Source organism: Chroococcus sp. FPU101 (assembly GCF_017312365.1).
Classification (GTDB): Bacteria; Cyanobacteriota; Cyanobacteriia; order Cyanobacteriales; family Microcystaceae; genus Chroococcus.
On record NZ_BLJI01000002.1, the window covers coordinates 98,071 to 123,737 of the forward strand.

At 39.1% G+C, this 25,667-nt stretch carries 25 protein-coding genes; 16 read left to right on the forward strand and 9 right to left on the reverse strand.

Annotated elements, in window-relative coordinates; translation table 11 throughout:
• Nucleotides 1–50: 50 nt before the first annotated feature.
• Entirely contained in the window at nt 51–1,715 is a 1,665-nt protein-coding gene (locus CFPU101_RS03040) for a sensor histidine kinase KdpD (protein ID WP_242577739.1), read from the reverse strand.
• A gap of 269 nt (nt 1,716–1,984) precedes the next feature.
• On the opposite strand from CFPU101_RS03040, the gene CFPU101_RS03045 reads away from it, so the two are divergent.
• The 7 genes from CFPU101_RS03045 (at nt 1,985) to glnT (ending at nt 9,549) form a co-directional block, all read left to right on the forward strand.
• A complete protein-coding gene (locus CFPU101_RS03045) occupies nt 1,985–2,884 on the forward strand; it encodes a circadian clock protein KaiA (RefSeq protein ID WP_206813867.1) in 900 nt (299 codons plus the stop codon).
• A 51-nt stretch (nt 2,885–2,935) separates the two neighbouring features.
• Entirely contained in the window at nt 2,936–3,250 is a 315-nt protein-coding gene (gene kaiB / locus CFPU101_RS03050) for a circadian clock protein KaiB (RefSeq protein WP_206813868.1), read from the forward strand.
• Between the two features lie 81 nt (nt 3,251–3,331).
• Nucleotides 3,332–4,891, forward strand: coding sequence for a circadian clock protein KaiC (kaiC, locus tag CFPU101_RS03055; protein ID WP_206813869.1), 1,560 nt, complete (start codon nt 3,332–3,334; stop codon nt 4,889–4,891).
• 2 nt (nt 4,892–4,893) lie between these two features.
• The gene (locus tag CFPU101_RS03060; RefSeq protein WP_206813870.1) at nt 4,894–6,210 is read left to right on the forward strand and encodes a cell wall metabolism sensor histidine kinase WalK; all 1,317 of its coding nucleotides are present in this window, start codon (nt 4,894–4,896) and stop codon (nt 6,208–6,210) included.
• Between the two features lie 98 nt (nt 6,211–6,308).
• Nucleotides 6,309–7,226, forward strand: a complete 918-nt coding sequence (locus CFPU101_RS03065; RefSeq protein ID WP_206813871.1) for a fatty acid desaturase — start codon at nt 6,309–6,311, stop codon at nt 7,224–7,226.
• Nucleotides 7,223–8,224, forward strand: a complete 1,002-nt coding sequence (locus CFPU101_RS03070) for an alpha/beta fold hydrolase (RefSeq protein WP_206813872.1) — start codon at nt 7,223–7,225, stop codon at nt 8,222–8,224. Before CFPU101_RS03065 ends, CFPU101_RS03070 begins: the two co-directional genes overlap by 4 nt.
• A gap of 14 nt (nt 8,225–8,238) precedes the next feature.
• On the forward strand, nt 8,239–9,549 hold the full coding sequence (glnT, locus tag CFPU101_RS03075) for a type III glutamate--ammonia ligase (protein ID WP_206813873.1): 1,311 nt from the start codon (nt 8,239–8,241) through the stop codon (nt 9,547–9,549).
• Here glnT and CFPU101_RS03080 read toward each other — a convergent pair.
• Nucleotides 9,546–10,778 carry a WcaI family glycosyltransferase gene (locus CFPU101_RS03080; RefSeq protein ID WP_206813874.1) on the reverse strand — a complete coding sequence of 411 codons (1,233 nt, stop codon included), beginning with the start codon at nt 10,776–10,778 and terminating at the stop codon, nt 9,546–9,548. The two genes, glnT and CFPU101_RS03080, sit on opposite strands and share 4 nt — an antisense overlap.
• A 302-nt stretch (nt 10,779–11,080) precedes the next feature.
• On the opposite strand from CFPU101_RS03080, the gene CFPU101_RS03085 reads away from it, so the two are divergent.
• Both CFPU101_RS03085 and CFPU101_RS03090 read left to right on the forward strand, forming a co-directional pair.
• On the forward strand, nt 11,081–11,698 hold the full coding sequence (locus CFPU101_RS03085) for a hypothetical protein (protein ID WP_374191926.1): 618 nt from the start codon (nt 11,081–11,083) through the stop codon (nt 11,696–11,698).
• A 38-nt stretch (nt 11,699–11,736) separates the two neighbouring features.
• On the forward strand, nt 11,737–12,624 hold the full coding sequence (locus CFPU101_RS03090; RefSeq protein WP_206813875.1) for a hypothetical protein: 888 nt from the start codon (nt 11,737–11,739) through the stop codon (nt 12,622–12,624).
• An 81-nt stretch (nt 12,625–12,705) separates the two neighbouring features.
• Here the strand turns inward: CFPU101_RS03090 and CFPU101_RS03095 are convergent, their stop codons facing one another.
• Together CFPU101_RS03095 and CFPU101_RS03100 are read right to left on the reverse strand one after the other, a co-directional pair.
• Nucleotides 12,706–12,921, reverse strand: coding sequence for an NAD(P)H-quinone oxidoreductase subunit O (locus tag CFPU101_RS03095; protein ID WP_206813876.1), 216 nt, complete (start codon nt 12,919–12,921; stop codon nt 12,706–12,708).
• 53 nt (nt 12,922–12,974) lie between these two features.
• Nucleotides 12,975–15,095 (reverse strand): recombinase family protein, encoded by a 2,121-nt coding sequence (locus CFPU101_RS03100; protein WP_206813877.1) that lies wholly within the window; start codon nt 15,093–15,095, stop codon nt 12,975–12,977.
• Nucleotides 15,096–15,239: 144 nt separating this feature from the next.
• On the opposite strand from CFPU101_RS03100, the gene CFPU101_RS03105 reads away from it, so the two are divergent.
• Together CFPU101_RS03105 and CFPU101_RS03110 are read left to right on the forward strand one after the other, a co-directional pair.
• A complete protein-coding gene (locus tag CFPU101_RS03105; protein WP_206813878.1) occupies nt 15,240–16,586 on the forward strand; it encodes a proton extrusion protein PcxA in 1,347 nt (448 codons plus the stop codon).
• A 190-nt stretch (nt 16,587–16,776) separates the two neighbouring features.
• Nucleotides 16,777–17,160 carry a group 1 truncated hemoglobin gene (locus tag CFPU101_RS03110; protein WP_206813879.1) on the forward strand — a complete coding sequence of 128 codons (384 nt, stop codon included), beginning with the start codon at nt 16,777–16,779 and terminating at the stop codon, nt 17,158–17,160.
• An 87-nt stretch (nt 17,161–17,247) separates the two neighbouring features.
• On the opposite strand, the gene CFPU101_RS03115 is transcribed toward CFPU101_RS03110, so the two are convergent.
• Nucleotides 17,248–18,201: an NAD(P)-dependent oxidoreductase gene (locus CFPU101_RS03115; protein ID WP_206813880.1), complete on the reverse strand. Its 954-nt coding sequence runs from the start codon at nt 18,199–18,201 to the stop codon at nt 17,248–17,250.
• Between the two features lie 115 nt (nt 18,202–18,316).
• The gene (gene hemE, locus CFPU101_RS03120) at nt 18,317–19,378 is read right to left on the reverse strand and encodes a uroporphyrinogen decarboxylase (RefSeq protein ID WP_206813881.1); all 1,062 of its coding nucleotides are present in this window, start codon (nt 19,376–19,378) and stop codon (nt 18,317–18,319) included.
• Nucleotides 19,379–19,804: 426 nt separating this feature from the next.
• Here hemE and CFPU101_RS03125 point away from each other — a divergent pair, with 426 nt between their 5' ends.
• The 5 genes from CFPU101_RS03125 (at nt 19,805) to CFPU101_RS03145 (ending at nt 21,752) form a co-directional block, all read left to right on the forward strand.
• On the forward strand, nt 19,805–20,119 hold the full coding sequence (locus CFPU101_RS03125) for a hypothetical protein (protein ID WP_206813882.1): 315 nt from the start codon (nt 19,805–19,807) through the stop codon (nt 20,117–20,119).
• 146 nt (nt 20,120–20,265) lie between these two features.
• A complete protein-coding gene (locus CFPU101_RS03130) occupies nt 20,266–20,607 on the forward strand; it encodes a hypothetical protein (RefSeq protein WP_206813883.1) in 342 nt (113 codons plus the stop codon).
• Between the two features lie 39 nt (nt 20,608–20,646).
• A complete protein-coding gene (locus CFPU101_RS03135; protein WP_206813884.1) occupies nt 20,647–21,030 on the forward strand; it encodes a hypothetical protein in 384 nt (127 codons plus the stop codon).
• 18 nt (nt 21,031–21,048) lie between these two features.
• Entirely contained in the window at nt 21,049–21,486 is a 438-nt protein-coding gene (locus tag CFPU101_RS03140) for a hypothetical protein (RefSeq protein ID WP_206813885.1), read from the forward strand.
• Between the two features lie 2 nt (nt 21,487–21,488).
• The gene (locus CFPU101_RS03145; RefSeq protein ID WP_206813886.1) at nt 21,489–21,752 is read left to right on the forward strand and encodes a hypothetical protein; all 264 of its coding nucleotides are present in this window, start codon (nt 21,489–21,491) and stop codon (nt 21,750–21,752) included.
• Nucleotides 21,753–21,767: 15 nt separating this feature from the next.
• Here the strand turns inward: CFPU101_RS03145 and CFPU101_RS03150 are convergent, their stop codons facing one another.
• The 3 genes from CFPU101_RS03150 to CFPU101_RS03160 form a co-directional block, all read right to left on the reverse strand.
• Entirely contained in the window at nt 21,768–22,238 is a 471-nt protein-coding gene (locus CFPU101_RS03150) for a gluconokinase (RefSeq protein ID WP_206813887.1), read from the reverse strand.
• Between the two features lie 2 nt (nt 22,239–22,240).
• Entirely contained in the window at nt 22,241–24,577 is a 2,337-nt protein-coding gene (locus CFPU101_RS03155) for a glycoside hydrolase family 31 protein (protein WP_206813888.1), read from the reverse strand.
• An 85-nt stretch (nt 24,578–24,662) separates the two neighbouring features.
• Nucleotides 24,663–25,445: an SDR family NAD(P)-dependent oxidoreductase gene (locus tag CFPU101_RS03160; protein WP_206813889.1), complete on the reverse strand. Its 783-nt coding sequence runs from the start codon at nt 25,443–25,445 to the stop codon at nt 24,663–24,665.
• Between the last annotated feature and the right edge of the window lie 222 nt (nt 25,446–25,667).

Genomic DNA, 25,667 nt, shown 5'->3' on the forward strand with positions numbered 1-25,667 from the left:
CGGACAACTGGGTGTCGAAATAGAATCGATTGGGAGTTCATCATCTTTCGCTAAAGGATGAGGAGGAAGAAGCAGGGTAAATTGACTACCTTGCCCGACTTGGGAAAAAAAGAAATATCCCCCCCATGTGCTTTAGCGAGATGTTGAGTTAAAACTAATCCTAACCCTGTTCCTTCAAATTGCCGAGTTAGAGGACTTTCTAACTGTTGAAATTTCTGAAAAATTAGATGCTGATATTCTTCAGGAATACCAATACCTGTATCCCAGACGGTAAAAGCAATCCAGTTTAAAGAACGATTAACAGAGATGCCTATTTCACCGCCTTCTGGGGTAAATTTAATGGCATTATCCAATAAATGAATTAGCATTTGCTGTAAACGTAATTCATCAATGACTAATTGTTCTAGACCAGGTTCGATTTCTAACTTAAACGTAATTTGCTCATCTTTTCCTTTAAGTTTATCCCGCAAAGACTCATAGGCTCGTTGACAAGCCTGTTGAATCTTAACTACAGTTGGATTAAGCTTGAGTTGTCCCGTTTCAAGACGTGTTAAATCGAGTAAATCATTAACAAGGGACATTAATTGACGACCACTCTTATAGATTAATTCCGCATAACGCGCTTGACGAGAATTAAGTTCACCGATTTTTTGTTCTTTCAGCAGACTAGATAACCCAACCACTGCGGTTAGAGGGGATTTGAGTTCGTGGCTAATACAGGCTAGAAATTCATCTTTAAGACGATTTAAGTGAACTAAATCGGCATTTTTGAGGGCTAATTCTTGTGTACATTGATGCTGTTGAGTGACATCGGTCGCTAAAATGAGCCATAGTGGGGCAGATAACGAATTTTGCGGCGAATCGGAAAAATGTAAGGGAATTTTGCTAAATTGCCAAATTAAAGAGTTTGCGGTTGCTTCCGTTGTAGTCATAGCGACTGACCTCACCGATTCTTCTATGGCTATATTTGAAGAAGCGGGCGCAAATTGAGCGATTAAGGATTCATTTTCTTTTAAAAATTCGGCATGAATCTTCGATAAAGGGTCAGGTATACTATTCCACCAATTTTGAGAGGGGGAAGTCAGGGAAGTTCCAGTATGAAGTGTTGGGGAACTTACATTCAGATTTTCTATCGAAATTGATGCGCCGATTTGTTCGCACCATTGTTTATTTTGATAAATGACCTGATTCTGCTCATACGCAAGCATAATCGGTAATGGGAATTGTTCGATAAATTCTTGCAAAAACTGATTCAATGGATGAGATGACCATCCGAGAAAGTCTGAGTGAGGTTTTTCGGTATTAGCTCCCAATGATTTTAGCAAACTCCAGCTATTGAGTAAGCCAACAAATACACCTTGTCCATCAACTAACCCATAAGTTGTGGAAGAGTTGCGCTGTACCTCAGACGCCTGTAATGAGAGAAATTCATCTACACTCATTTGCGCGTTTAGGGTAGCAAGAGGCAGCATGAGCGATCTAAGATTAAGAGAAGGAGATGGACTTGCTGCAATCCATGTTCTTTGCCAATGTTCAACAAGATAGGAGATTAAATATCGACAATAGATTGTTCCTAACGGTTGTTTGTTTTGGTTAACCACTACCATTATTTCATGTTGATCCGATTGTAGAGTGGTCAGTACAGTTTCTAGATTAGCCGTTTGTTCACAAACGGGGACTGTCTGACTAAAATGATTAAGGGTAAGTTTAGGCATAACCATGAGCAACCCGTCTTGAGTTCTGAGTAATTAAGCTCAACGAGTCAAAAATAAAATTCTCGTTCTCACTTGTGTTCTTCAACTTTTATTATGACTCTCTTAGAGGGAAAGAAGGGTTAAAGAAATTATAATTAATTACAGTTAATTAGGTAACTTCGTCAATGTTAAGTCTTTAATCAATACCACATCTTTAACGGTAATTCCTTAAGCTGAAACATTACTTAATATTTTATTGTCTATTATTTGTTATTTAAGTAGAAAAACCTTTGTCACTGCGTCTTACGATCGATCTATTTGTTCTTGATTCTGACCTCGCTCAGTCCTTAAAAACCTTGCTGAATGAGGAGCGATACGATTTATATTTTTTTCAATCTCCAGATCAATTTATTAATTGTCTTAAAGAACATAAAGAAAAAATTGATTGTCTGGTGGTCTATTTTCAATCTCCTTTATTACCCTCATTTAATCAACTGTATGAGGAAGGATTATTATTACCAATTGTCATCATCGGTGAAGACTTGAGTCAGCAAAAATCCTCATCAGATCATCCGACCCATTTTTATCACAGTGCCGAAATTCACACCGATTCTAGCCAAATTGAGGAGATTTCTGCCATGATTGACCAAGCGATCGCACAATTTCTTCATTTAGGCCCTAATTGTTCGATTGCAGATCAGCCATTTCTCTTAAATAAAGCAAATCAAATGGAGAGTAAACAAAGCTTTTTGTTACTACAACAACGTCGTTTAGCCGAAAAGTTAAAAGAGCGATTGGGATATTTGGGCGTATACTATAAAAGAAACTCTCAATATTTTTATCGGAATTTGTCACAAAACGATAAACACGAGCTACTCGAACAACTTAAACAAAATTACCGCGAGATTATTCTAAATTATTTTTCTATAAACTATCCAATCAATCAAGAAATTGATGAATTTGTTAATCAAGTTTTTTTTGCTGATGTTTCAATCTCAAAAATTCTTGAAATTCATATGGAATTAATCGATACATTTTCTCAACAATTGAAACTCGAAGGAAGAAGCGAAGAAATTTTATTAGATTATCGTCTAGCTTTGATTGATATTCTTGCACATTTAGGAGAAATGTATCGCCGCTCTATTCCTCGTGAAGATGTTCCCTATGAGCTATTATTTAGCCTAGATTAAAATCCTCTAAAATGAAGTCATCGCTAACCGCAATTAAAATAATACGATTTTATGAATAGCATTAGAAAAACTTATGTTCTCAAGCTATATGTAGCAGGGAATACACCTAATTCAGTGAGAGCATTAAAAACCTTAAAAAACATCTTAGAAGAAGAATTTCAAGGTGTTTACGCGCTAAAAGTTATTGATGTTTTAAAAAATCCTCAATTAGCTGAGGAAGATAAAATCTTAGCAACTCCTACTCTATCAAAAGTTTTACCGCCACCTGTTCGTAAAATAATTGGGGATCTTAGCGATCGAGAAAAAGTCCTGATCGGATTAGACTTACTCTATGAAGAGATCAGAGAACGCGACCTAGAAAGCTAACTACAAAGCGACTATACTAGAATAAATTAATAATTTCTTTCGATTTGCTTAATAAATTTTGATAAACGTTATTAAAAAACAATGAGTCAACTGATTCCGAATGGAAAAAAACAAAAATATCACTCTTTAGGTGTCCGAAAGATTCGGACAATGATTGAAGGATTTGACGAGATTAGTCACGGTGGTTTACCAGCAGGAAGAACGACTCTAATCAGTGGCACATCAGGAACGGGTAAAACCTTGATGGCGATCCAATTTTTATATCATGGCATAAAATATTTTGATTTTCCAGGTCTATTCGTCACCTTTGAAGAATCACCTAATGATATTATTCAAAATGCTTATAGTTTTGGTTGGGATTTACCTGCATTGATTGAAGAAGGTAAACTATTTATTTTAGATGCTTCTCCAGATCCTGAAGGACAAGAAGTCGTCGGAAGCTTTGATTTATCCGCCTTAATTGAACGCATTCAATACGCAATTCAAAAATATAACGCTAAATTAGTTTCTGTTGATTCAGTAACCGCCGTTTTCCAACAATATGAAGCTGCTTCTGTTGTACGACGTGAAATCTTTCGTTTAGTAGCGCGTCTAAAATTACTCGAAGTCACCTCAATTATGACAACAGAACGTGTCGAAGAATACGGACAGGTCGCACGTTTTGGGGTGGAAGAATTTGTTTCCGATAATGTCGTCATTTTTCGCAACGTATTAGAAGGAGAACGTCGTCGTCGTACTGCCGAAATTCTCAAATTACGCGGTACAACTCACATGAAAGGAGAATACCCATTCACCATGACGAATGATGGAATTAATATCTTTCCACTGGGTGCAATGCGACTCACTCAAAGATCTTCGAATGCACGGATTTCTACTGGGGTAAAAACTTTAGATGAAATGTGTGGAGGAGGATTCTTTAAAGATTCAATTATCTTAGCAACAGGTGCTACTGGAACAGGAAAAACCCTTTTAGTCAGTAAATTTTTAGAAGAAGGGTGTAGACGCGGCGAACGTGCGATTTTATTTGCTTATGAAGAATCAAGAGCGCAACTGTCTAGAAATGCGTTTTCATGGGGAATTGATTTTGAGGAAATGGAACGAAAAGGGTTATTAAAATTACTCTGTTCTTATCCAGAATCAGCAGGTTTAGAAGATCATTTACAGATGATTAAATCAGAAATTGCTGAATTTAAACCCTCTCGAATTGCGATTGATTCTCTTTCAGCATTAGCTAGAGGAGTTAGTAATAACGCTTTTCGTCAGTTTGTGATCGGTGTGACTGGATTTGCCAAACAAGAAGAAATCACTGGATTTTTTACTAATACAACCGATCAATTTATGGGGGGAAATTCGATTACAGAATCCCATATATCTACGATTACGGATACGATTTTGATGTTGCAATATGTTGAGATTAAAGGGGAAATGTCACGCGCTATCAATGTCTTTAAAATGCGTGGATCTTGGCATGATAAAGGGATTCGGGAATATACCATTAATCAAGATGGGCCAGAAATTAAAGACTCTTTCCGCAATTATGAGCGTATCATTAGCGGTTCTCCGACGCGGATTACAGTTGATGAAAAATCAGAACTATCTCGGATTATGCGCGGTGTTAAAGATAAAACCCAAGATGAATAGATATGTTTCAAAGAACACGTCGTCGTCTTGCTTTATGGTACACCACTGTTACTGCGATTCTGCTATTGTTGTTTGCGACAGGGGTTTATTTTTATGTCCGTAATACCCTCGTCGAACGCATTGATGATACGCTAAAGCACGTTGTCGAAGTGGTGAATCGCTCAATTGTCCTACAAAGTAGACCGACTATGGGGGGACACTATCAGATTAACTTAGAAGCAACCTTTGGAAATAGTACGGAAACCAAAGAAGACGACCATATTGATTTAGAATGGTTTAATCCGAGTGGTCAACTGCTGTGGTCAACTTTTTCTGAACCGTTAAACATTCCCCTACATCCTAACCGCTACGGAGAAACGATTTATCTACAGTCTGATCATTTATTGCGACAAGTCACCACGAGAGTCGAACGCGAACACCATATCTTAGGTTATCTGCGAGTAAGTCATCCTTGGTTTGAAGTGACTAAACCCATTCGCCAATTGATTATAGACTTATTTTTGTGGATTAGTGCCATGATTATTGCTGTCGGTGCGAGTGGTTGGTTTCTCTCTGGTATAGCGATGCAACCAGTTAAGGATTCATACTCTAGCTTAAAACAATTTACCGCCGACGCATCCCATGAATTACGAAATCCGATCGCTATGATCCAAACTAATGTTCAAATGGCCTTAGCATATCCTCAGAGTGAACCCCAACTGCAACAACGACAACTAAGAATTATTGAAAGACTAACGCAAAGGCTAGGGAATTTAGTGAATGATTTGTTGTTTTTAGCACGATCGGATAGTGGTATTGTACAATCCAATTTTCAATCAGTTCCGTTAGATGCGTTACTCATTGAAGTGGTTGAAGAACAACGGCAAACGGCAGAAAATAAAAAAGTTAGTTTATGTTTACAGATTCACAGTCCAGTCGAATCGTCTTTAGATGAAGATAATTTTACTTTAAACGGGGATTGGGATCAATTAGCTCGATTATTTACCAATTTAATCAGTAATGCTCTTGAACACACGAAAAGCGAAAAATCAGTAGAAGTCGAACTGCAACAAATTAAACGCGAACGCCATCATTTATTACAGGTGAAAGTCAAAGATACTGGAAGTGGTATCTCAGAAACCGATCTACCACATATCTTTGATCGTTTTTATCGTGTTGATCCCTCGCGCACTCATCAAAAAGAAAATGCTGGAGGATCGGGGTTAGGACTTGCGATCGCTAAAACCATCGTTGAAAGTCATCACGGACAAATTAGTGTCGAAAGTGTTCTAAAACAGGGAACCATCTTTATTATTACTTTACCGAAAAAAGATACATAACTGAAAATTTAAGACGGTAGCAGTAACTACAATTTTACACATCAACCCAAAGATATATTTTAAATAGCTAATTTTTATCTGGGTTGGGTAAGTGTGCGATGTCTACTTCTGTCATTAATTCCAAACACTATCAAATTCTATCGGCTGAAGAATTAGGCGTTTTAAATGAGCGTTCTGATCGAAAAGGTCTATTACAACTAGCAGGACATCTCGGTATTATGGGAGTCAGTGGATACCTGTGGATCACCCATCTTACTAATTTACCGATCGCTATTCCTGCGGTGATCGTTTATGGTTTTAGTCTAGCGTCGATGTTTGCGCCGATGCACGAAGCCACACACCGTACAGCTTTTGAGAGCGATCGCCTCAATAAGTTAGTTGCTTGGTTTGCGGGACTTCTCTCGTTTTATAACAGCACTTTCTACCGTCGCTATCATAAATGGCATCATCGTTACACCCAGATCCTCGATAAAGATCCCGAACTTGGCGATCTCACCCTCAACAACTTCGGAGACTATCTTTTAGAAATTAGCGGTAAAAATTGGTGGATCGGAAAAACTAAAACCCATTTCCGTATTGCTTTTGGACAAGTCGAACAATACCCTTATATTTCTGAAGCAGCACAAAAAGAAGTCATTTTCTCAGTTCGTTTACAATTATTAACTTACTTAATTGCGATCGCTATTTCGGTTATTTTTGGACAGCCTTGGTTTATCTTATATTGGTTACTACCTCTAATCATTGGGCAACCGATCTTACGTCTAATTTTAATGGCTGAACATACTAACTGTGCCAATGAAGCTAACCCACTAACCAATACTCGTACCACCTTAACACTTTGGCCGATTCGTTTTTTGATGTGGAATATGCCTTTTCATGCAGAACATCATATGTATGCTTCTATTCCCTTTCATGCCTTACCTGACGCACACCAAAAACTCGGAACCCACTTTAGGCACGTTGAACCAGGATATGTAACAGTTAACCGTAAAATTATTGCTCAATTGGGACAATGACCCATTGTTTCACCCTAAAAAACTTTGAATTACAGTGTGGGGTCGTTCTAAGCGAAGCGCATCTAATTTATCAAACCTATGGGGAATTGAATGACTCACACACGAATGTTATTCTCTACCCGACTTCCTATGGCGCACAACATACCGATATTGAATGGCTGATCCGCGCTGATGGGATTCTTGATCCGACTCGTTGGTTTATTATTATTCCCAATATGTTCGGCAATGGTCTATCTAGTTCCCCCAGTAATAGTACATACATATTGACAAAATCAGAACTTTGGTTTAGTCACTTTGATAATATTCGCGCCCAAAAAAAATTATTAGAACATCTAGGGATAGAACAGTTAGCCTTGATTTATGGTTGGTCAATGGGGGCCCAACAAGCGTATCACTGGGGGGCCTTGTATAGCGATCGCATGTCAAAAATTGTCTCACTTTGTGGAACCGCCCGCACCACCGATCATAATAAAATCTTTTTAGAAAGCTTACGCTCTGCGCTCAGGGCTGATCCAACTTGGACAGGTACTCAGTTTGAAGGCATTCCCGAAAGAGGTTTACAAACTTTTGCGCGAATTTATGCTAGTTGGGCCGCTTCACAAGCATTCTATCGAGAAGGACTGTATTACTCACTGGGTTACACCTCACTCGAAGACTATCTAGTGAGATTTTGGGAAGTCAGCTATCGTAAACGAGATCCCCATAATTTATTAGTCATGATCGATACTTGGTTACGCTGTGATGTTAGTAATAATCCCATCTATCAAGGAGATTATCAACGCGCTTTAGGATCAATTCAAGCTAAAACCTTAGTCATGCCTGCGACAACTGATCTTTATTTTACAGCCGAAGATTGCCAGATTGAGGCGAAAATAATACCAAATGCTGAATATAAACCGATTATATCGATCTGGGGACATCGTGCTGGTAATCCCTATCAAAATCCCTCAGATGAAGCATTTATTCGTGAAACCGTTCGAGATTTTTTAGATACCTAACCCTAACACATACTATGACTGACCCTCTTTCCCAAATTGCCCATCAAAAGGGTATACGTTACTTTCTGATCTGTTTTACTGATCTGTTTGGTGTACAAAGAGCGAAATTAGTGCCATCACAAGCGATCGATCTTCTAGCCGCTAATGGTGCGGGTTTTGCGGGTTTTGCGGCATGGTTAGATATGACCCCTGCTGATCCCGATATCCTTGCCATTCCCGATCCAAATAGCCTTTTTCAACTACCTTGGCGGCCCGACGTTGCTTGGATGCCTGCGGATCTGTATTCTGTGGATGGAAAACCGATCATACAAACACCCCGTTTAGTCCTAAAAAGTGTTCTCTCACAAGCAGAGGAACGCGGTTATCGGGTTCGTACAGGGGTCGAGTGTGAATATTTTCTCTTGAGTGCCGAGGGACATCAATTATCTGATCCACGCGATCGCTCTAGTAAACCCTGTTATGATCAAGAGTCTCTGATGCGTCGTTTTGATGTCATTTCAGAAATCTGTGACGGAATGCTGAATTTAGGATGGGGGCCGTATCAAAATGATCATGAAGATGCGAATGGTCAGTTTGAGATGAATTGGACGTATGCGGATGCACTCTGTACCGCCGATCGTCATGCCTTTTTTAAGTATATGGTGAAATCCATTGCAGAAAAACACGGTTTGCGAGCGACCTTTATGCCGAAACCCTTTCCTCATTTAACAGGAAATGGCTGTCATACTCATCTTTCAGTTTGGGATAATGCAGGAACCACCAATCTTTTTTATGATCCAGAAGGAGAGTTAGGGTTATCGAGTTTAGCCTATCAGTTTATTGGGGGTGTACTCCATTCGGCACAAGCTTTATGTGCTTTTACAAATCCGACGATTAACTCGTACAAACGTATTCATGCACCTGTAACCGCTTCGGGTGCCACTTGGTCGCCCAGTACCATTAGTTATAGTGGTAATAATCGTACCCACACGATCCGTATTCCCGATGCAGGTCGTTTTGAATTGCGACTGGCTGACGGTGCTGCTAACCCCTATCTGTTACCTGCGGCTTTAATTGCCCTTGGACTTGATGGCATCGAACAAAAACGCGATCCAGGCCCACGTTACGATAATAATAGCTATACTGATCCACTGCCGAAAGGAACCGTCAAATCTTTACCTATTCATTTACTCGATGCCCTACGTTCTTTGGAAACAAATACAATCCTCGCCAATGCACTAAATAATGGTTTTGTCAAGTCTTATTTGAAATTAAAATATCAAGAATGGCGGGACTATAGTAAACAGATTAGCCCTTGGGAATTAGAACAGACAATCAATTGTTAGAATTCTTCGACCACCTCTTGAAATAGGGCTTCATACTTATCTAAAGCGCGTTCAAAAGCGTAGTTTTCTTCGGCAAAAACTCGTCCCTGTTGACCTAAGATTTTAACTCGCTCAGGATCAGAATATAATTTTAAGATAGCTTGGGCGAGTGATTCGGGGTCTTCGGGAGGAATAACCAACCCGCCACCACTGCTAATAATTGCTCTCGCGGCGGTTCCTGTTTCGGGAACAGAGGCAATAATGGGACGACCACTGGCTAATAAAACCTGAATTTTTGACGGCATATTAAAAGAAATCACATTATGTTTTTGCATCACCATCGCCACATCAGCCGCCGCTAACATTTCTGGTAGCTTTTCTCTCGGTTCAAACGGTCTTAAAATGACGTTATTTGCCCCTTGTTGTATCCGATAGTTTTCTAAACGGGCTAAAGCTTCTTCTTTTCCGACAATCACAACCGCTAAATTAGAAAGATGGCTTAAACGTGCCGCCGCATCGATTAAAGTTTCTAGGGGTTGAGTGAGGGCAATATTTCCCGAATATAAAACAACAAATTTATCTTCTAAATGATTGGCTTTGCGGAAGTAATTATTTTCTTTTGGTAAAGGTTTAATAAAATTGACATCAACCCAATTAGATATTTCTACAATTTTTTCGGGTTCAACACCTTTAGTTAAAAGATTTTTCGTAAAACCATCGGCAATAACACTAATGCGGGTAGCAGTACGATAGGCAAAACGTTCTAAACCTGAAAAGACTTGAATCATTTTTTGATTCGTCAGTAACCCAACATGAACCGCCGCATCGGGTAAAATATCTTGAAGATTGAGAACGATCGGAACTTGATAAATAGAGCCTAAAAAAGCCGCAGGAACACAAACGGGTAAACCTGGTACGGTTAAGAATATTAAATCGGGTTTCCAGCCCCTAAGAGCCTGAATTAAGCTTAAACCAACAAAACTCAGTTCAAATAGAACACGATTTTTTAGACCCCGTTGTTGACGTACCCAGACAAAACAACGCTGTATTTTAACCCCATGGCGTTCTTCAGTAAAATATAAACGATCGCGGTACTCTAACGGAATTTCACTAGCAGGATACCAAGGAACCGCCGTCACCACCCGCACCTCATGACCCCGTTTCACGAGTCCTTCAGCAAGTTCAGTCATCAAGGGCGCAATCCCGATCGGTTCAGGATGATAATTATACGAATAAAGTAAGATCCTCATATTCACACGCGAAAGTCATAAGGCATTTTAACAGGTTTATTGATTAAGACAAGGTTTAGGGACAATTCAAATTTTGTACTTCTAGTTATAAGTGATTGGCAAATCATCCCTAAGAGGGTTGTCATTTAATCAATTTAATTTTATTTTTTCTTCTGATAGTATAGTGTAAACTTAAACCAATTGAGAATAGTTAATCAAAACTATTTTTGGATTAATTTAGATGAAAAAATTAACACAAACCGAGTAATCGATAGAGCTATACTACAAAAAGAAAATCTTTTTTGAATTTCTATTGATTAACCATGATGCGACGATTACAAAGAATGTTAATGGTTTGCTTACTAGCGAGCCTTTTGTTAGTAACATCCTGCGCTAAAGCACCTTCTCAGTTTGACCAAGCCCAAAAAGAAAGTACAGCCAAAGGAGCTAGTGCAGTCGTAAAAGACTCTACAACAGGCGGTACATTTAATCAATTCTTCCCACCATCAGGGGGAGGATATGATCGAGTTTTTGTTCAAGAAAAGAAAGGTTTTGCTGAAGCCAAGCTGAAAAAAGGTGGAACTGAGTTAGCCGTGATGTCGATCTCTGACACACTTAATAATCCCACTGCAACCGCTAAATTTAAAAGCAGTCAAGCACAGATCAAAGGTTATCCATCCGTGCAACAAGGCACAACAGGAACAGCACTTTTAATAAATGATCGTTATCAAGTAAAAGTTCTGTCTCGTGATCCAGCTTTTACTGAAAAAGATCGACAAACTTGGTTACAAAAGTTTGATTTAGCAGGTTTAGCGAAACTACAAGCTAAAGGTGAGACGAATACCATCACCGCGAAAAAAGCTCCCTCTTTTATCCCTTCGCCAAAAGAACCCGATGAATTGACAGCCAAGAAACAACCCGCTTGGATATTTGCTAATTAATCATTTTTAGATCAATTAAGTAGTAGGAGAGTCAATTTGTGAGTAAGCCTATTTATGAATTAGTCGATGAGTTACCGACCAATAATATGACAGTAACTACCCTGAGAGCCTTAGATTTTGTGGTTCCAGGACAATGGGAAAATATTGTCGGCTTTAAAAACACAATTGTCAAAGTCACAGGGGAAACCGATGAAGCCCTAATTCAACAAATTGGCGATCGTGCGGTATGGTTATTTAATGATAAATCCCAAGGCTATCAACGGGCTTTATGGTTATATCAAACCATTGATGACGCTGATGCTGCATTAGCCACAGCCGCTTTAGCCAATAAAATCAGTGGTAGGATTCCTTTAGGCGGTTTACTCAATCGTATAACCCCCAACTCTGAAAAGGCTCAAACCTTAGACCTCGTTCTGAAACTGGTCACAGAATTAGTCGCTTTTTGTCAAATTAATGGCATTCCAGGCGATAGTATTGGGGATTTTGTCGGTGCATTGGGTGAATATAGCGGTGAATCTTTGATGCGGATGGCTGCCTTAGTTTCTATCGATGGTTTGATTCCCTTGGGGCCTGATTTTATCAAAAAAGTTGAAAGCACTCTCGGTATTCTTTCCCCTGCTGAGTTAGAAAAAAATTCAACCTTTGGTAAAATTAAGCCACTCATTCCGGGTGAGAGTACAGAAGGACAATTAGCCTTTATTGGTGAAAGCTTTAATTCGACGAAAAACTGGATGGGTAATTTTGTCGCACAAAAATCATTAACCCCTGAAAAACTACTGAATCGTTTTAATAGCTTTATTGATTTTTCTGAAGGTAAGTTAGATTATCTAGCCGCTTTCTTGGATATTACAACTAATTATTTTGAACACACGGGAACCCAGTCACTCGCTAGACGATTGATTGAACGTGCTGTTGCTGAAATTTAACCTTTTTTAAACAGAAGGCGGAGAAATCAGGTATTATCTATCCTGAAATCTCTGCCTTTTGTTTTGCGACAGAACGCTGGCTCAAACTGCTTCTAATTGCTCTAGCCTAAGCCAAACATTAGGAGTCGGAACATAAAATTTAACTAAAGCATATTCGTCGTTGAGATCAACAACCTCGCCCTTACTGTTGAATAAATAAGCAGGAAAACGGCTATCACTGGCTTTCGCTTCTAAGCTATTGTTTAATTGTTCTGGAAGGACACGAACTAAAGATCCTCTTTTAATTGTTGCTGCCATAATGGTTAGTTTTAGTGTTTCTTTCCTACAAATTGTTACACAAAGTTCAGCCTTTACACCGCTTCAACGGGTGCTAAATCTTTAATTTCTCTGGATGCTTGGACTAATGAGAGTAACGGGCCGATTTGTTCAGTTCCACTTACACTTAAATCACTGTGACATAAAATAATTTTTTCGGTGGCGCGTCCCAATAAATCTTTGATAATTCGTTGTAAACGCTCTTGATCGGCGATTTCTTGATCTTCGGGTGTCCAAACTTGTCCCGACCAATTGCGTAAAAATAAAGGTGCGCCGTATAATGTTGCGGCCCCACCTTTTGGCCAAAGGGGTGAACCAGTATCGAGCCAAAATTGCCAACGATGGGCGGTTCGTAGTGATCGATACTGAAAGATATTCGATAATGTGACGGCACCTTGATGACTTAAATTTCTCACGGGATAGGGATTTGCAGTAATGGTTCCTCGGCGCAATAATTGGATAAATTGTGCGATCGTATCGGTGGGAGTTTGGAAACTAGGTTCATTTTGCCGTAATCTGCGATCAACTTCCCAATAATGTTGTGCGGTTTCCATCAATTCTCGTAACACGGCTAGTTGATCGAACATTAACTGTTTATAATTGATCAATTGTTTAATCGCACGATCTAAGATCATAATCGGCGTTAAACCCTGTTGTTGCCGCAATTCTTTAATGTGATTAATCCATTCTAAAATCTTAGAATAGCTTGTTGATGCGCGATATCCTAAACGATCCCATCTTTGAAATGTTTCAAGGGGTAACAGTGAGGGATATTCTGGATCAACATGATAGCAGGAATCCGCGATTAATCCTGCTCTGACGGGATCGATATCAGATCGGCTTAATATAACTAACATCTCAGCGACAGCATCCTGTGTCACCAAACGACCTAAACCTGGATAGATTAAAGCAAGCAGGGTTAATAAGGTACGAACCAAGGGAGAACTATTTAAAGGACGTTGTTCATTTAATGGTTGTACTGGGATATTTTCTTTAGTCAGGGCTTCAATAAAGCTATAACGCGCAATTTCATCTAAACCTGGTGCAATAATGACAATATCAGCAGGATTGATATATTGTTGTTTGACCGCTTGAATAATCACTTCTGAAATTTTTCTTAAATTATCAGCGCGTGAGATGGTTTGGATCGATTCAATTTGATCGGGTAAACTCTTGAGATAGATAGGATCGTTAATCGATTGAATTAATGTCTCTTCAAATTCGCTGGCTAGTCCTTGAGGTTCTAAGAGCGTTTTTATCCTACATCCTGCCGCGATACTGGCTAAATGATCTGGATCTGCATTTAATCCTAAACGAATTTTGCCATTAGAGTTAAAGGTAAAAACACAGTCAACTTGTTGAGTAAGGAAAAAATCAAATAAATCTTTGGCAATAGCTGGATAATCATCTAAATCATCAGCGAAAACAGCAGATATACGGCGTTTTAACTGATTTTGATATTTAGGATCAGGCAGTAAACACCGCCAGTAAAGATCGTAAATAATACCGTAACTCAGTAAGCCTCGGTCTATGCACCATTGTCGCCAAATGTCAAGAAATTCTTTGGCTTTTTGGATACCCTGTTCTGGATCGATCGCTTTAAGTAATACGCGATCGTCACTCGATAATCCATCATCTAACAGAGTTGGAATATCTTCAAGAGCGATCCCACTCGCACCCGCTAACTGTAATAAGTCTAAGACGGTTCGGACTAAACGAGCTTCACTAATTCCGATGATGGGGTTAGGATAGTACGAGCGCCATAAACGTGTGGCTAATTCCTGTTCAGTTTCAGGGCGTAGACGTAAGGGAAATTGTGCTTTAAGATTGAGTTGTTCAAACAGTAATGGCCAAAATAGCATTACTTCATCGGTAATAAATCCTAAAGGGGTTTTACACAACATAGGATAGCTAAGAGAAACCGCATCAGACAAAAATCTTCGATTATCCTCATTAGCAGCCAAAACTAACACAGATGCGACGAGTTGGTCACTTGGGTTCTTGGTTTTGGAGATTAACTGGTATGAACTCCGTTTTCTTAAAACCCATCGACGGAAAGCATTCACCAAATAAGTTGTTTTGCCACTGCGAGTTACTCCATTAATCCACAAAGGAAAAGACGATTGGCTTATATTGTCGAATTTATCTGCTAACATACCATATACATAGGATAAAAAATGGTTGATGAGTTATTTGTTAAAGACAGGAACCGACTTTCTGTGTCAAGTAATTTAGTTCGATACATCAAATCATCCATCTTAATTAATTCGGTCAGATCGAGGTTAAATGTTAATTGAGCTATGAGTTTAGGAAAAATTGTTCAATCAATTATTCAATGGTACGCTAAAACTCCTGAAAGAGCATTAGATCAAGCTTATCGCGCTGCTTTAAAAATTAAAGATATTGAAAATAAATATTTTAATGGACAGAAAGTATCTGGAGAATTTTCTGGTTATGGGTCATCGATTGTTGCTTCTTTTAAAACAGAGGTTAACGGCTTTCTCCAAATTATTAAAATAAGAAAAGCCGAATATGAAACGAGTCGGTTTATAGGGATTATAGCAAATTTAGCGTACTTTCGCTCAGGAATTAGAGATAGTAACGATGAGTTAAATGCGATCAATGCTGATTTGCTGATGTTTGAAAAGCTTCAATTAATTGATGAAACTTTAGCTAAGTATCGATTTAAAGAGAGTTATGTTAATCATGATAGTCGTGTGAGTCAGCTTAATTCGACAGCCATTAGAAAACAAACAAATATGACAGCAAAAAGTCGCGCTTTGTTTGATTTCATGGAAAATAACCCTGATTATGAAGATATGAATCGCTTACAAAAAGTAACCGATAAATCAGGTGTTTTACCGCGTTCTTTTTTAAATACGATTAATAGGATCAAACAAGATATCGATCCGAAGTCTGTAGAAAGTGAAGAAGCCGTATTACAAAAATATCGAACTTCTCGCTATCAAACGGCGATGTCAATCAAACTTATACTTTTGTTGCTTATTGTTCCTTTATTAATTCATCAATTAACAAAAACGTTTTTGATTAATCCAATGGTTAATCAATATGCTCAAAATCATGAACAAGCCATTTTTATTAATCAAGATTATGAAGAAGAAGCTTTTGTCGAATTAAAGCATTTTGAAGACTCTTTACATTTTAAAAATTTAATCCAACAAACTCCCCTACTTTCTCTAGAAGAAATAGAAACAGAAGTGAAACAGAAAGCTACCGAAATTTCCGAAGAATTTCGCAATCGCGGAACTGATGCGATCGCTAATGTTTTTGCTGATCTAGCTTCCGTTGTTGCTTTTGGAGTGGTCATCTTTTTTAGTAGAAGAGAAATCGAAATTGCTAAATCATTTTTAGATGGAATCCTCTATAATTTGAGTGATTCAGCTAAAGCATTTTTGATTATTCTTTTGACAGATATGTTTGTTGGTTTTCACTCCCCGCATGGTTGGGAAGTAATTCTAGAAAATGTGGCGCGTCATTTCGGGTTACCAGAAAGTCGAGATTTTAACTTTCTCTTTATTGCTACTTTTCCCGTCATTCTAGACACCATCTTAAAATATTGGATCTTCCGATATCTCAATCGTATTTCGCCATCTGCTGTAGCCACTTATCGCAATATGAATGAGTAACCAGCAAATACTTAAAATCCAGCATTTCAACTCTGACAATTATTAATTAGGATAATCAAAGTTTTTACTTCCTAGCTAAAAATTATATTAAGAATGAATAAAAAATAGAATTAAAAGTAAAACAGTTGAGATAAAATTTCAGTATCAATCATGGCATGGCGTGTACCTCTTATTACTAAAGGAGCCTAACATGAATACGAAAAATACAGTATTAGAGCAGCTAGGTGGGGTAGAAACTGTTCGCGTAGCAGTCGAGCACTTTTACAATCGAGTGTTACAAGATAACCGAATCAATCATTTTTTTGCTGGTGTGGATATGGTGAAGCAGAAAGCACACCAAACAGCCTTTCTGTCCTATGCTTTGGGTGGTTCTAATCATTACGAAGGAATGTCGATGCGAAAAGCTCATCAGCATCTCGTCGAAAGAATGGGTTTAAACAATGAACATTTTGATGCCGTCGTCGAAGACTTAGTTAAAACCCTTGAAGAACTTAAAGTTGCTCCAGAGTTAATTGAGCAAGTTGTCGTCGTTCTAAGCGATCCTAATCAACGCAAAAACGTGCTTAATCAGTAGTTTTGTGAGCGAAAAGTGCGAATTTCATCTATGTCTACGATATCGCTGACACAAACGAGTTTTGGTCAGTGATTTTGTTAATAAATCTTAGCTTTTTCTAGGGATACCTCGCAAAGCCAAAACATCATCTATTGTTGAACAATAATTTTTTAAACCAAAACTAGCAGGTGATACTGTATTTTTGTGAGTAAAATGACGATAATCCATCAAAAATAGATCCCACTCGGCCATTCTGATATAAAACACCTTGATAAAAAAGTCGGCTAAAGTTTTGGTTAAATTGATCCGAAAATAGATTCTTTTTCCTAAATAATGACAGATTTGTTCAACTGCTTCATTAGCGGTTACAGGTGCATTTCCTAAGACTAAATCTCGGTTATCGGTTTCTTTTAAAGGATGATCAACAAGATAGGCGGCTACTTGTGCGATATCCTTGGCATGGATATAATGAAAACTCCCATCTGCTTTAAACCAACGAATCAGATCCGCATATTTGAGTACATCGGGTAAACCTCCATACAAATGAGAATAGGGGTATTTTTCGTCACCTCCGAGAACCAAAGTCGGATAAAGCGTGGTGATTTTAGAAGCGATCGGCAATTGATTTAATTTAGAATGACAGATATATTTAGTTCGTATATAGTCTGTACCAATTTCTCCCGCTTCTTTTAAGGGTTGGTTGTTGCGATCTAGTATACTTTCCGTCGAAAAATAAATCACTTGTTCACAGACATCGAGATCTAGCAAATTCAGTAAAGTTAGCGTTTTAGTGACATTAATTTCTTCGGTTTCTTCCTTTCCTCCCCAACTTGTAGCCACTAGGATCGCAACATTAATGATTTTTAATAAATCGCTATATTTTTCAATTTCTTTCAGATCGCCCGTTAGAATATGGATATTTGGGCGAGATTGATGGTTAAATTTTAATTTATCGGGATTTCTAACTAAAAAATATAATTCGTGATCCGTTTGTTGGATCAGTTCGTCTGCGAGATAATGACCAATACAACCACTAACACCCGTTACAAAAATCCGTTTCATGCCATTCTAATTTAAAAAATAGAGGGTTCGACAAACAAACCCCTACAATCTTATCCCAAAAAATAGAGGGTTTGACGAACAAACCCCTACAATCAATTAAATAATATCGTATTGATTACGCATGAACAGCTAATAATTGATCGACTTGTTTAGCGGTTTCAAAGAAATATCTGACGTTATCTTCGGGAGTTCCCACCAAAACACCATGACCTAAGTTTAGGATATGACCCTGATTTCCTGCTTTGCGAACTGTATCTAAAATACGTTCTCTAATAAAGCTATGGGAACCATACAAGACACCTGGATCAATATTACCTTGTACTTTCATCTGCTTCCCTAAACGTTGTCTCGCTTCAGCCATATCAACAGTCCAGTCTACACTAACCATATCTACACCCGATTGTCCCATTCTTTCTAATACACCTGCACTACCACTAATGTAGAGAATTAATGGGGTATCTGGGTGGGTTTCTTTAACCTGACGGATCACTTGTTGTTGATAGGGTAAAGCAAATACATCATAGTCTTGGGGACTCATTTGACCTGCCCAAGAATCAAACATTTGTACTACTTGCGCTCCACAATCGATCTGATAGCGAACATAAGTGGCTACCATATCAGCAAGTTTGCTTAAAAACTGATGTAAGACTGAAGGTTCAGAAAAAGCCATGCTTTTGATCACAGAATAGGTTTTTGATCCTTTTCCTTCTACAGCATAAGCAGCAAGCGTCCAAGGTGCGCCCACAAAACCTAAAACAGTTGATTTGTTCCCAACTTCAGAACGCAGTGTTTGTAAAATCGTTTTAATAAACGATAAAGACTCATCAGGTTCTAGGGAGTGTAAATTATCAACCTGTTCTTGAGTACGGATGGCAGGTTCAATAATGGGCCCTTTGCTTTCGATAATATCAAAAGGGATACCAATTCCTGCTAAGGGAGTTAAAATATCGGAGAACATGATCACGCCATCTGGTTGAAATGCCCGCCAAGGCTGTAGAGAGATTTCAATTGCAAGATCGGCGTTTTCTGATCGATCGCGGAAACTTGGATATTTATCGCGCAAATCTCGATATACTTTCATATAGCGTCCTGCTTGCCGCATCATCCAGACGGGAGGACGGTCTAAAACTTCTCCTCTTGCTGCACGTAGCAAATAAGGGATTCTTGAATCAGTCATGTTCTTTCCTGTAACAATTTCTTCCATGCCTTTGTTAGCTTATCACTCTGTGAGAGGTCATTTGGAGTTGTTTAAGAATATTCACGCTTAATTTAGGATCACCTTCAGCGAGGAGGAATTTAGGCCCCTAGCACTACAACGGCTGTCATGATTAATTCACCGCTAATGTTTTCACAACGAGTCATCTTGGTAGTTCTCTTAGAGAAATTATTTCATCAGGTTTTGATTAAGTACTTTTTAGCTTCCCAAGCTACCCTTTCAAATCTATTTATTCGATTTTTTTATTAATTTATCTACATTTTTCGACATTTTTCTATTTATTACGAGTTTAGTTTCTATTTTTTTGGGGACTGACATGAAAATTTTAATCAAGTAGCTTTAAAGAAATTACTGAATGAACAGCTACATCAAAGGATTAAAACAATCATGAAAAAAGTCATCTTCAGTTTACTAACACTCACCACTTTAAGTTCTTTAGCAATGCCCGTTAAAGCTGATGAGGTGAATATGCAGAATACCCAACAGATGAATACTCAAATCGGAGATAATAATCGCAGTTATCAACGAAGTGAACAGACCATTCGTTCTTCCTCCAACAGAAATAGGTATCGCACCAACGATGTAAACAGCACTGGTACCGTTCAGGATCTTTATCAAGACTCATACCAGGAAGGATCTCGGAACGTCGGTCGCCAAGTTAACAGACAGGAAATTGAGATGCGGACTCGATACAGACGTTAGGTAAAAAGATTCAATTTTCCCTTGCTCTAACCCAAAATAGGACGGGTTTACTGTTAGAGTTCCCCGCTTTTAACCCGTCCTTCTCTGTATCGACTGTGTGATCGGAATCCTCCTTTAATCTGTACTAAAATTAAAGAGGCGAGACTATGAAAATTAAGTATTTCATCGGATTGACAGTCGTGCCAACTGTTGTATTGATGAGTACGATCGCTTCGGCAGAAGACATCGAAGTCCGAACCAGAAATATGGATATCTATCGACGAAACGGCAGTATTTACATAGATACTGGTAGCGTTCGAGTCAATTCCTCACCCTCTCGGTTTCCCGATCGTCGGCGGCCTTATCTTCGCCCGAATCAACTGAAGTGCGATCCCCCTTGGGATCGCAGTAGGCGAGCGCGCCAACACACGATCCGTCAGTCTAGCCGACAGCATTACTCTAAAGTCCGCTCTAGTCAACAGACAAGCACTTCTGAAATCTGCTATTAAACTGATCCGAATTTTTAGTAAACAAGAGGAATATTAGCGATGGAAAAGCGTAAAATTTCTTGGGGTCTACTTGTCATGACCCTCGTTGGGGGCTTTTGGACAACTCAGCCCACTACCGCCCAATGTCTTCAGGCTGATGTTTCAGTTCAGTATAACATTAGTGGCTCGAAGCAACCCACCAAACGTAGCAATGACGTAGTGATGGAAAGCCAGCCTGGTTGTCGGGGAAATGCCAGTGTCACGACGGGAGTTCAGGGCAATATCGGCGGGACAACTCCTGTTGAACAGCATAGACGGGTACGCCATCAACAGCAAGGCAGTCAGAATCAATCTGGTCGCTTAGATGATTCTACCCTACAAATACGCTCTAATGTGGGTATTGATGTTTACGATCCCTCGGCTCAGTATCGGGAAAAATACTAACTGAAATAAGGCTAGATTATGGATGCTCACTATTTGGGAATAGCGGCTGTCTCTAGTTTACTACTGGTAATATCATCTCTATCTACAGTGCAGCCGTCTCCAGCCAATTTCCTAACCGTACAAGTTCAACAGCAGAAGCAAGTGACTACCTATCAAATTGATGCTGCCACTTTAAAACGTCCTTGTTGGCTGAGTGTTAGGGCGAGTAATTTTACTTCAATTCAAGGTCGGATTACCTTAAATAGAAGAGTTATCCATTCTCTTAAAAATACTAACACTAGACTGGATCTCGCTCGTTATTTAAGAGTCGGAAAAAATACGATCGCCATCACGGGTAATTACTATCCAGTCGATGATTCCGTCATGATCGAATTCGATAGTCAAGATATTCGCCTCCAGCAACAGACGGGTGGGAATGGCCGATTAAATCAAATTTTAATTCTTGAGGTGAAATAAAAATGTTTAGACAATTTAGTTTTCTGAGTCTGATCGCTCTGATCTTTCCTCTACCATCTTATGCTGACGTTAGAATTGTTCAAAGTAGCAACCAGACGGTCAGTGTATCTGGGTCTAATAATCAAGTTTATCAGGTCATCAATCAGACCATTATCTATCGCCCTAAGAAAAGACAGAATGAGCGGGACTGGAAGCCAAAGAAGGATAAGATTAGAGAAGATCAGCGTGATCATAGGGAAAGAAGAGAGCAAGACAATGACGATTAGTTTTTACATCTTTTCTCAATCCAATAAATTAACAATGCGATCAATAATTTCTTCAGGAAGTAGAGAAATATCAATCACTAAAGCGTTTTTGGGTTCTTCAAGAGTGGCAAATTGTGATCGCAACATCTGGGGTTGCATAAAATGTCCTTGTCTGTGTTGCATTCGTTCTAAGATCTCTTCATAGCTACCTTTAAGATAGATCCAAACAATATCAGTACGCTCACCTTCTAGATAATCTCGATAACTTTCTTTGAGACTAGAACAAGCGATAATGGCGTTTTGATTTTGTTCAATGAGTGAGCGTAGGGTAGATAGCCAAGATCGTCGATCTTCATCGGTTAATGGAATTCCTTGACGCATTTTAGCGATATTTTCTCTGGGATGGAAATCATCGCCATCGTAGAAAGGCCAACCGAGTTTTTGACTTAACAGTTGACCAATAGTTGATTTACCTGAGCCTGAAACACCCATGAGAATACAGATCATAGTTAAAATCTTAACTGTCGGGCAGTTCCATCATCAGTAAAACGTTGTTTCCCTTTATCAACAACATCCACAATGATTTCACGTTCGCTTAAGACTAAAGAACCTTCACGGGGACTAATATCAACGATAACATTGTCTCCTTCTATTGAAACCCGATATTGTGTAGTAGCCCATGCTTGCTGTTGATATTCAAAAGTATGACCATCATCTTCATACAAAGTAAACTCACCTTCACCAGGGAAGACTTTTATCGTCAATTCTGTGGGAATATCTTCATCAATGTATTGTCTGACGGGATATAGCGGAATAATAGAACCCGCTTTGACATAAAGTGGCATTGTTTCTATAGGTGCAGCCGCTAAAATATGACTATTACCTTCATACGATGTACCCGTCCACCAATCATACCAAACACCATCGGGTAGATAGACTGCTCGATATTCTACCCCAGGACGATAGACAGGTGCAGCCATTAAAGAAGAACCTAACAGAATTTGGTCGTGTAATTGATAAGTTTTGAGATCATTAGGATAATCATACAAAAGCGGACGGAAAATCGGCGCACCTGTTTGGGTCGTTTGCCAAAACAGCGTATATAAATAAGGGATTAAACGATAACGTAAGTTAAGATATTCTCGACAAATATCCTCAATACGTTGACCATAAACCCATGGTTCACGACGGGCTGTAGACATCGCTGAATGCGCCCGCATAAAGGGATACAGCATACCGACTTGTAGCCAACGAGTGAACAGTTCTGCGTTACCATTTCCTGCAAACCCACCAATATCACAGCCAACAAATGGAATACCCGATAAACCCATATTAAATAGCATCGGTAAAGATAGTTCCAGATGTTCCCAAGTTGCTTGGTTATCACCCATCCAAACCGAAGACCATTTTTGTATCCCTGCATAACCCGAACGAGTTAATAAAAAGGGGCGTTCATTCGGACGTAAATGTAACAACCCATCATAACAAGCTTGCACCATCATCAAACCGTAAATATTATGGGTTTCTGCATGGGTGACTTGTTCATCAGCTGGCCCCTGTAAACTCTCTAATGGAAACCAAACTTTTTGACCTTTATCACCAAAAGGACGGTCTGAGATCGAAGGTTCATTCATATCATTCCAAATACCTGCAACCCCTGCATCGGTTAGAACTTTATGACTGTCTCCCCACCATTTTCGGACTTCAGGGTTGATAAAATCTGGAAATAGGGCTTTTTCGGGCCAGACATAACCATGAAACAGTTGTCCATCGGGCTTACGGACAAAATAATCGTTTTTTATCCCTTCATCAAATGGAGCGTAGTCTGCTTCTGGTTCATATTTTACCCCCGGATCGACAATGGGAACGACTTTAAACCCTTCTGTTTTTAATTGACTTAAAAGTTGTTCTGCATGAGGAAAACGTTTTGGACTCCAAGTAAAGACCCGATAGCCGCGCATATAATCAATATCTAAGTGAATGACATCACAGGGTAGCTGACGGTTACGGAATTCTTGGGCGATCTCATGAACCACATCTTCTGAATCATATCCCCAACGTGACTGATGATAACCTAATGACCAACGCGGCGGTAAGGTCATGCGTCCAGTTAGTTCTGTATACGTTTGTATTACTTGTGAGGGTTCTGTCCCGTAAATGATGTAATAATCTAATTCTGGGCTACGGGTTTCCATTTTCCAGATCCCTAGTTTAGTCACACCGATATCAAATTGACTCCAATAGGTACTATTTAAGAAAATCCCATAGCACAAATTGGGACGTAATGCCATAAAAAATGGAATGGCAGGATACATTTCATCGGTGAGAGAATTGTAATCGATACAGTCTACTGTCCAATTCGTCTTAATTTCACTGCGTTGATCAAGTAGTCCAGTCCGTTCCCCAAACCCGTAAAAATGTTCATCGGGTTCGATTATTTTCCATCCTGCAACTGCCCCAGTATGCCAACCCATCCCAATTTCGGCATCACAGGCAAATGGCTGACCATTATGATCGCTACATTCGATCCGTCCTTGGTTGCGTTCAATGGTAACTTTGATCTGTTCGGTTTGAATACTAATATTTTCATTCTGTTCTGTAACTTCAAAAGGTGTTTTGTTCCAGTCGCCATCTTTTTTTGCAACAGCCCAAGAACGTCGCGGCTGAAATTCGCCAGTAGGGGCTAAACGAACTCGAATTAAATTGGATGCAAGTATACTAATTTTAAACAGTGATTTACCGCAATGAAAATCGATAGAGCGCTCGCTTTTTTCAATTCCTTTAATAGGTTCGATGACTGACCAAGGTTGTTCGTTTGTTTGTAATTTTCCGAAATACTGTGGCATAACATCCCGTGACTGAATAATAGATTTTTTAAAATGAACTGCGAGGAATTAATTTTCGATAAATTGACTTGACAGAATAGCAACTTCACCCTTCTAGTAAAGATTGACCACCATCGACCCAAACTTCTGTCCCTGTAATGTGACTAGAGTTATCAGAAAGAAGAAATAAAACCAATTGAGCGACTTGTTCGGAAGTTCCTGGGTTTTTTCCCGTTAAGGGGATCTCTCCTTCGGGAAATTCAACGGGGATTTCAACTTTGTCTAAATTCTGATGATCCGTATTATCATCAATATCAGTGTCGATCGCTCCAGGACAAATCACATTAACCCGAATCTTTTGACGGGCTAATTCGACGGCTAACATTTTCGCCATAGCAACTTGTCCCGCTTTCGTAGAAGAATAGGCTGTAGCACCCGTATTGCTAAACATCCGTGTTCCATTAACCGAAGAATTAATGACAATAGCCCCACCTTGTTTCTTTAAGTAAGGCACTGCATATTTAATTGTTAGGAAAGTTCCAGTAAGATTAATGGAAATCGTTTTATCCCATTCTTGAGGATCTAAATCTTCAATTGGAGCCCAAACGCCATTAATTCCCGCATTAGCAAAAACAAGATCAATGCGTCCCCATTTTTGGTAAATTTGTTCGTAAGCTTGTTGTACTTTTTCTGGTTGAGATATATCACCCTCTACCGTGATCGCCTCGCCTCCTTGTTCTTGAATTTGATTAACAGTTTCTTGACTATTTTTAGGAGTGCGATCAATGGTTGCAACCTTAGCACCTTCTTTCGCTAACAATAAGGCTGTGGCACGACCTATTCCCGATCCAGCCCCACTGATCACAGCTACTTTTTCTTTAAGCTGCATATTGATAAAAGCCCTCCCATTAAACACTCAAGTTATTACTCAGTTTCTGGCTAAACCCTCATTTATGCCTCTATCTTGGGAGGTTTATCGTAATCTACTTTCAGGTAGAAACACCAAGCTATTCAATCAATAAATTCATGTTTTGGGCTAAGGACATTGCTCTTTAACCAAACTGTACCTCTCGTTTTGCTACTTTTGATGCTTCCTAGTATATTTGTATTA

Excerpts from the sequence above, each read along its gene's own strand:
- CFPU101_RS03110 (WP_206813879.1), top strand. The coding sequence starts at position 16,777 with ATGAATACGAAAAATACAGTATTAGAGCAGCTAGGTGGGGTAGAAACT.
- CFPU101_RS03130 (WP_206813883.1), top strand. The coding sequence starts at position 20,266 with ATGAAAATTAAGTATTTCATCGGATTGACAGTCGTGCCAACTGTTGTA.
- glnT (WP_206813873.1), top strand. The coding sequence starts at position 8,239 with ATGACTGACCCTCTTTCCCAAATTGCCCATCAAAAGGGTATACGTTAC.
- CFPU101_RS03140 (WP_206813885.1), top strand. The coding sequence starts at position 21,049 with ATGGATGCTCACTATTTGGGAATAGCGGCTGTCTCTAGTTTACTACTG.
- CFPU101_RS03065 (WP_206813871.1), top strand. The coding sequence starts at position 6,309 with ATGTCTACTTCTGTCATTAATTCCAAACACTATCAAATTCTATCGGCT.
- CFPU101_RS03135 (WP_206813884.1), top strand. The coding sequence starts at position 20,647 with ATGGAAAAGCGTAAAATTTCTTGGGGTCTACTTGTCATGACCCTCGTT.
- CFPU101_RS03060 (WP_206813870.1), top strand. The coding sequence starts at position 4,894 with ATGTTTCAAAGAACACGTCGTCGTCTTGCTTTATGGTACACCACTGTT.
- CFPU101_RS03095 (WP_206813876.1), bottom strand. The coding sequence starts at position 12,921 with ATGGCAGCAACAATTAAAAGAGGATCTTTAGTTCGTGTCCTTCCAGAA.
- CFPU101_RS03155 (WP_206813888.1), bottom strand. The coding sequence starts at position 24,577 with ATGCCACAGTATTTCGGAAAATTACAAACAAACGAACAACCTTGGTCA.
- hemE (WP_206813881.1), bottom strand. The coding sequence starts at position 19,378 with ATGACTGATTCAAGAATCCCTTATTTGCTACGTGCAGCAAGAGGAGAA.
- CFPU101_RS03070 (WP_206813872.1), top strand. The coding sequence starts at position 7,223 with ATGACCCATTGTTTCACCCTAAAAAACTTTGAATTACAGTGTGGGGTC.
- CFPU101_RS03115 (WP_206813880.1), bottom strand. The coding sequence starts at position 18,201 with ATGAAACGGATTTTTGTAACGGGTGTTAGTGGTTGTATTGGTCATTAT.
- CFPU101_RS03125 (WP_206813882.1), top strand. The coding sequence starts at position 19,805 with ATGAAAAAAGTCATCTTCAGTTTACTAACACTCACCACTTTAAGTTCT.
- kaiC (WP_206813869.1), top strand. The coding sequence starts at position 3,332 with ATGAGTCAACTGATTCCGAATGGAAAAAAACAAAAATATCACTCTTTA.
- CFPU101_RS03085 (WP_374191926.1), top strand. The coding sequence starts at position 11,081 with ATGATGCGACGATTACAAAGAATGTTAATGGTTTGCTTACTAGCGAGC.
- kaiB (WP_206813868.1), top strand. The coding sequence starts at position 2,936 with ATGAATAGCATTAGAAAAACTTATGTTCTCAAGCTATATGTAGCAGGG.
- CFPU101_RS03080 (WP_206813874.1), bottom strand. The coding sequence starts at position 10,778 with ATGAGGATCTTACTTTATTCGTATAATTATCATCCTGAACCGATCGGG.
- CFPU101_RS03105 (WP_206813878.1), top strand. The coding sequence starts at position 15,240 with ATGAGTTTAGGAAAAATTGTTCAATCAATTATTCAATGGTACGCTAAA.
- CFPU101_RS03040 (WP_242577739.1), bottom strand. The coding sequence starts at position 1,715 with ATGCCTAAACTTACCCTTAATCATTTTAGTCAGACAGTCCCCGTTTGT.
- CFPU101_RS03145 (WP_206813886.1), top strand. The coding sequence starts at position 21,489 with ATGTTTAGACAATTTAGTTTTCTGAGTCTGATCGCTCTGATCTTTCCT.
- CFPU101_RS03160 (WP_206813889.1), bottom strand. The coding sequence starts at position 25,445 with ATGCAGCTTAAAGAAAAAGTAGCTGTGATCAGTGGGGCTGGATCGGGA.
- CFPU101_RS03100 (WP_206813877.1), bottom strand. The coding sequence starts at position 15,095 with ATGTTAGCAGATAAATTCGACAATATAAGCCAATCGTCTTTTCCTTTG.
- CFPU101_RS03150 (WP_206813887.1), bottom strand. The coding sequence starts at position 22,238 with ATGATCTGTATTCTCATGGGTGTTTCAGGCTCAGGTAAATCAACTATT.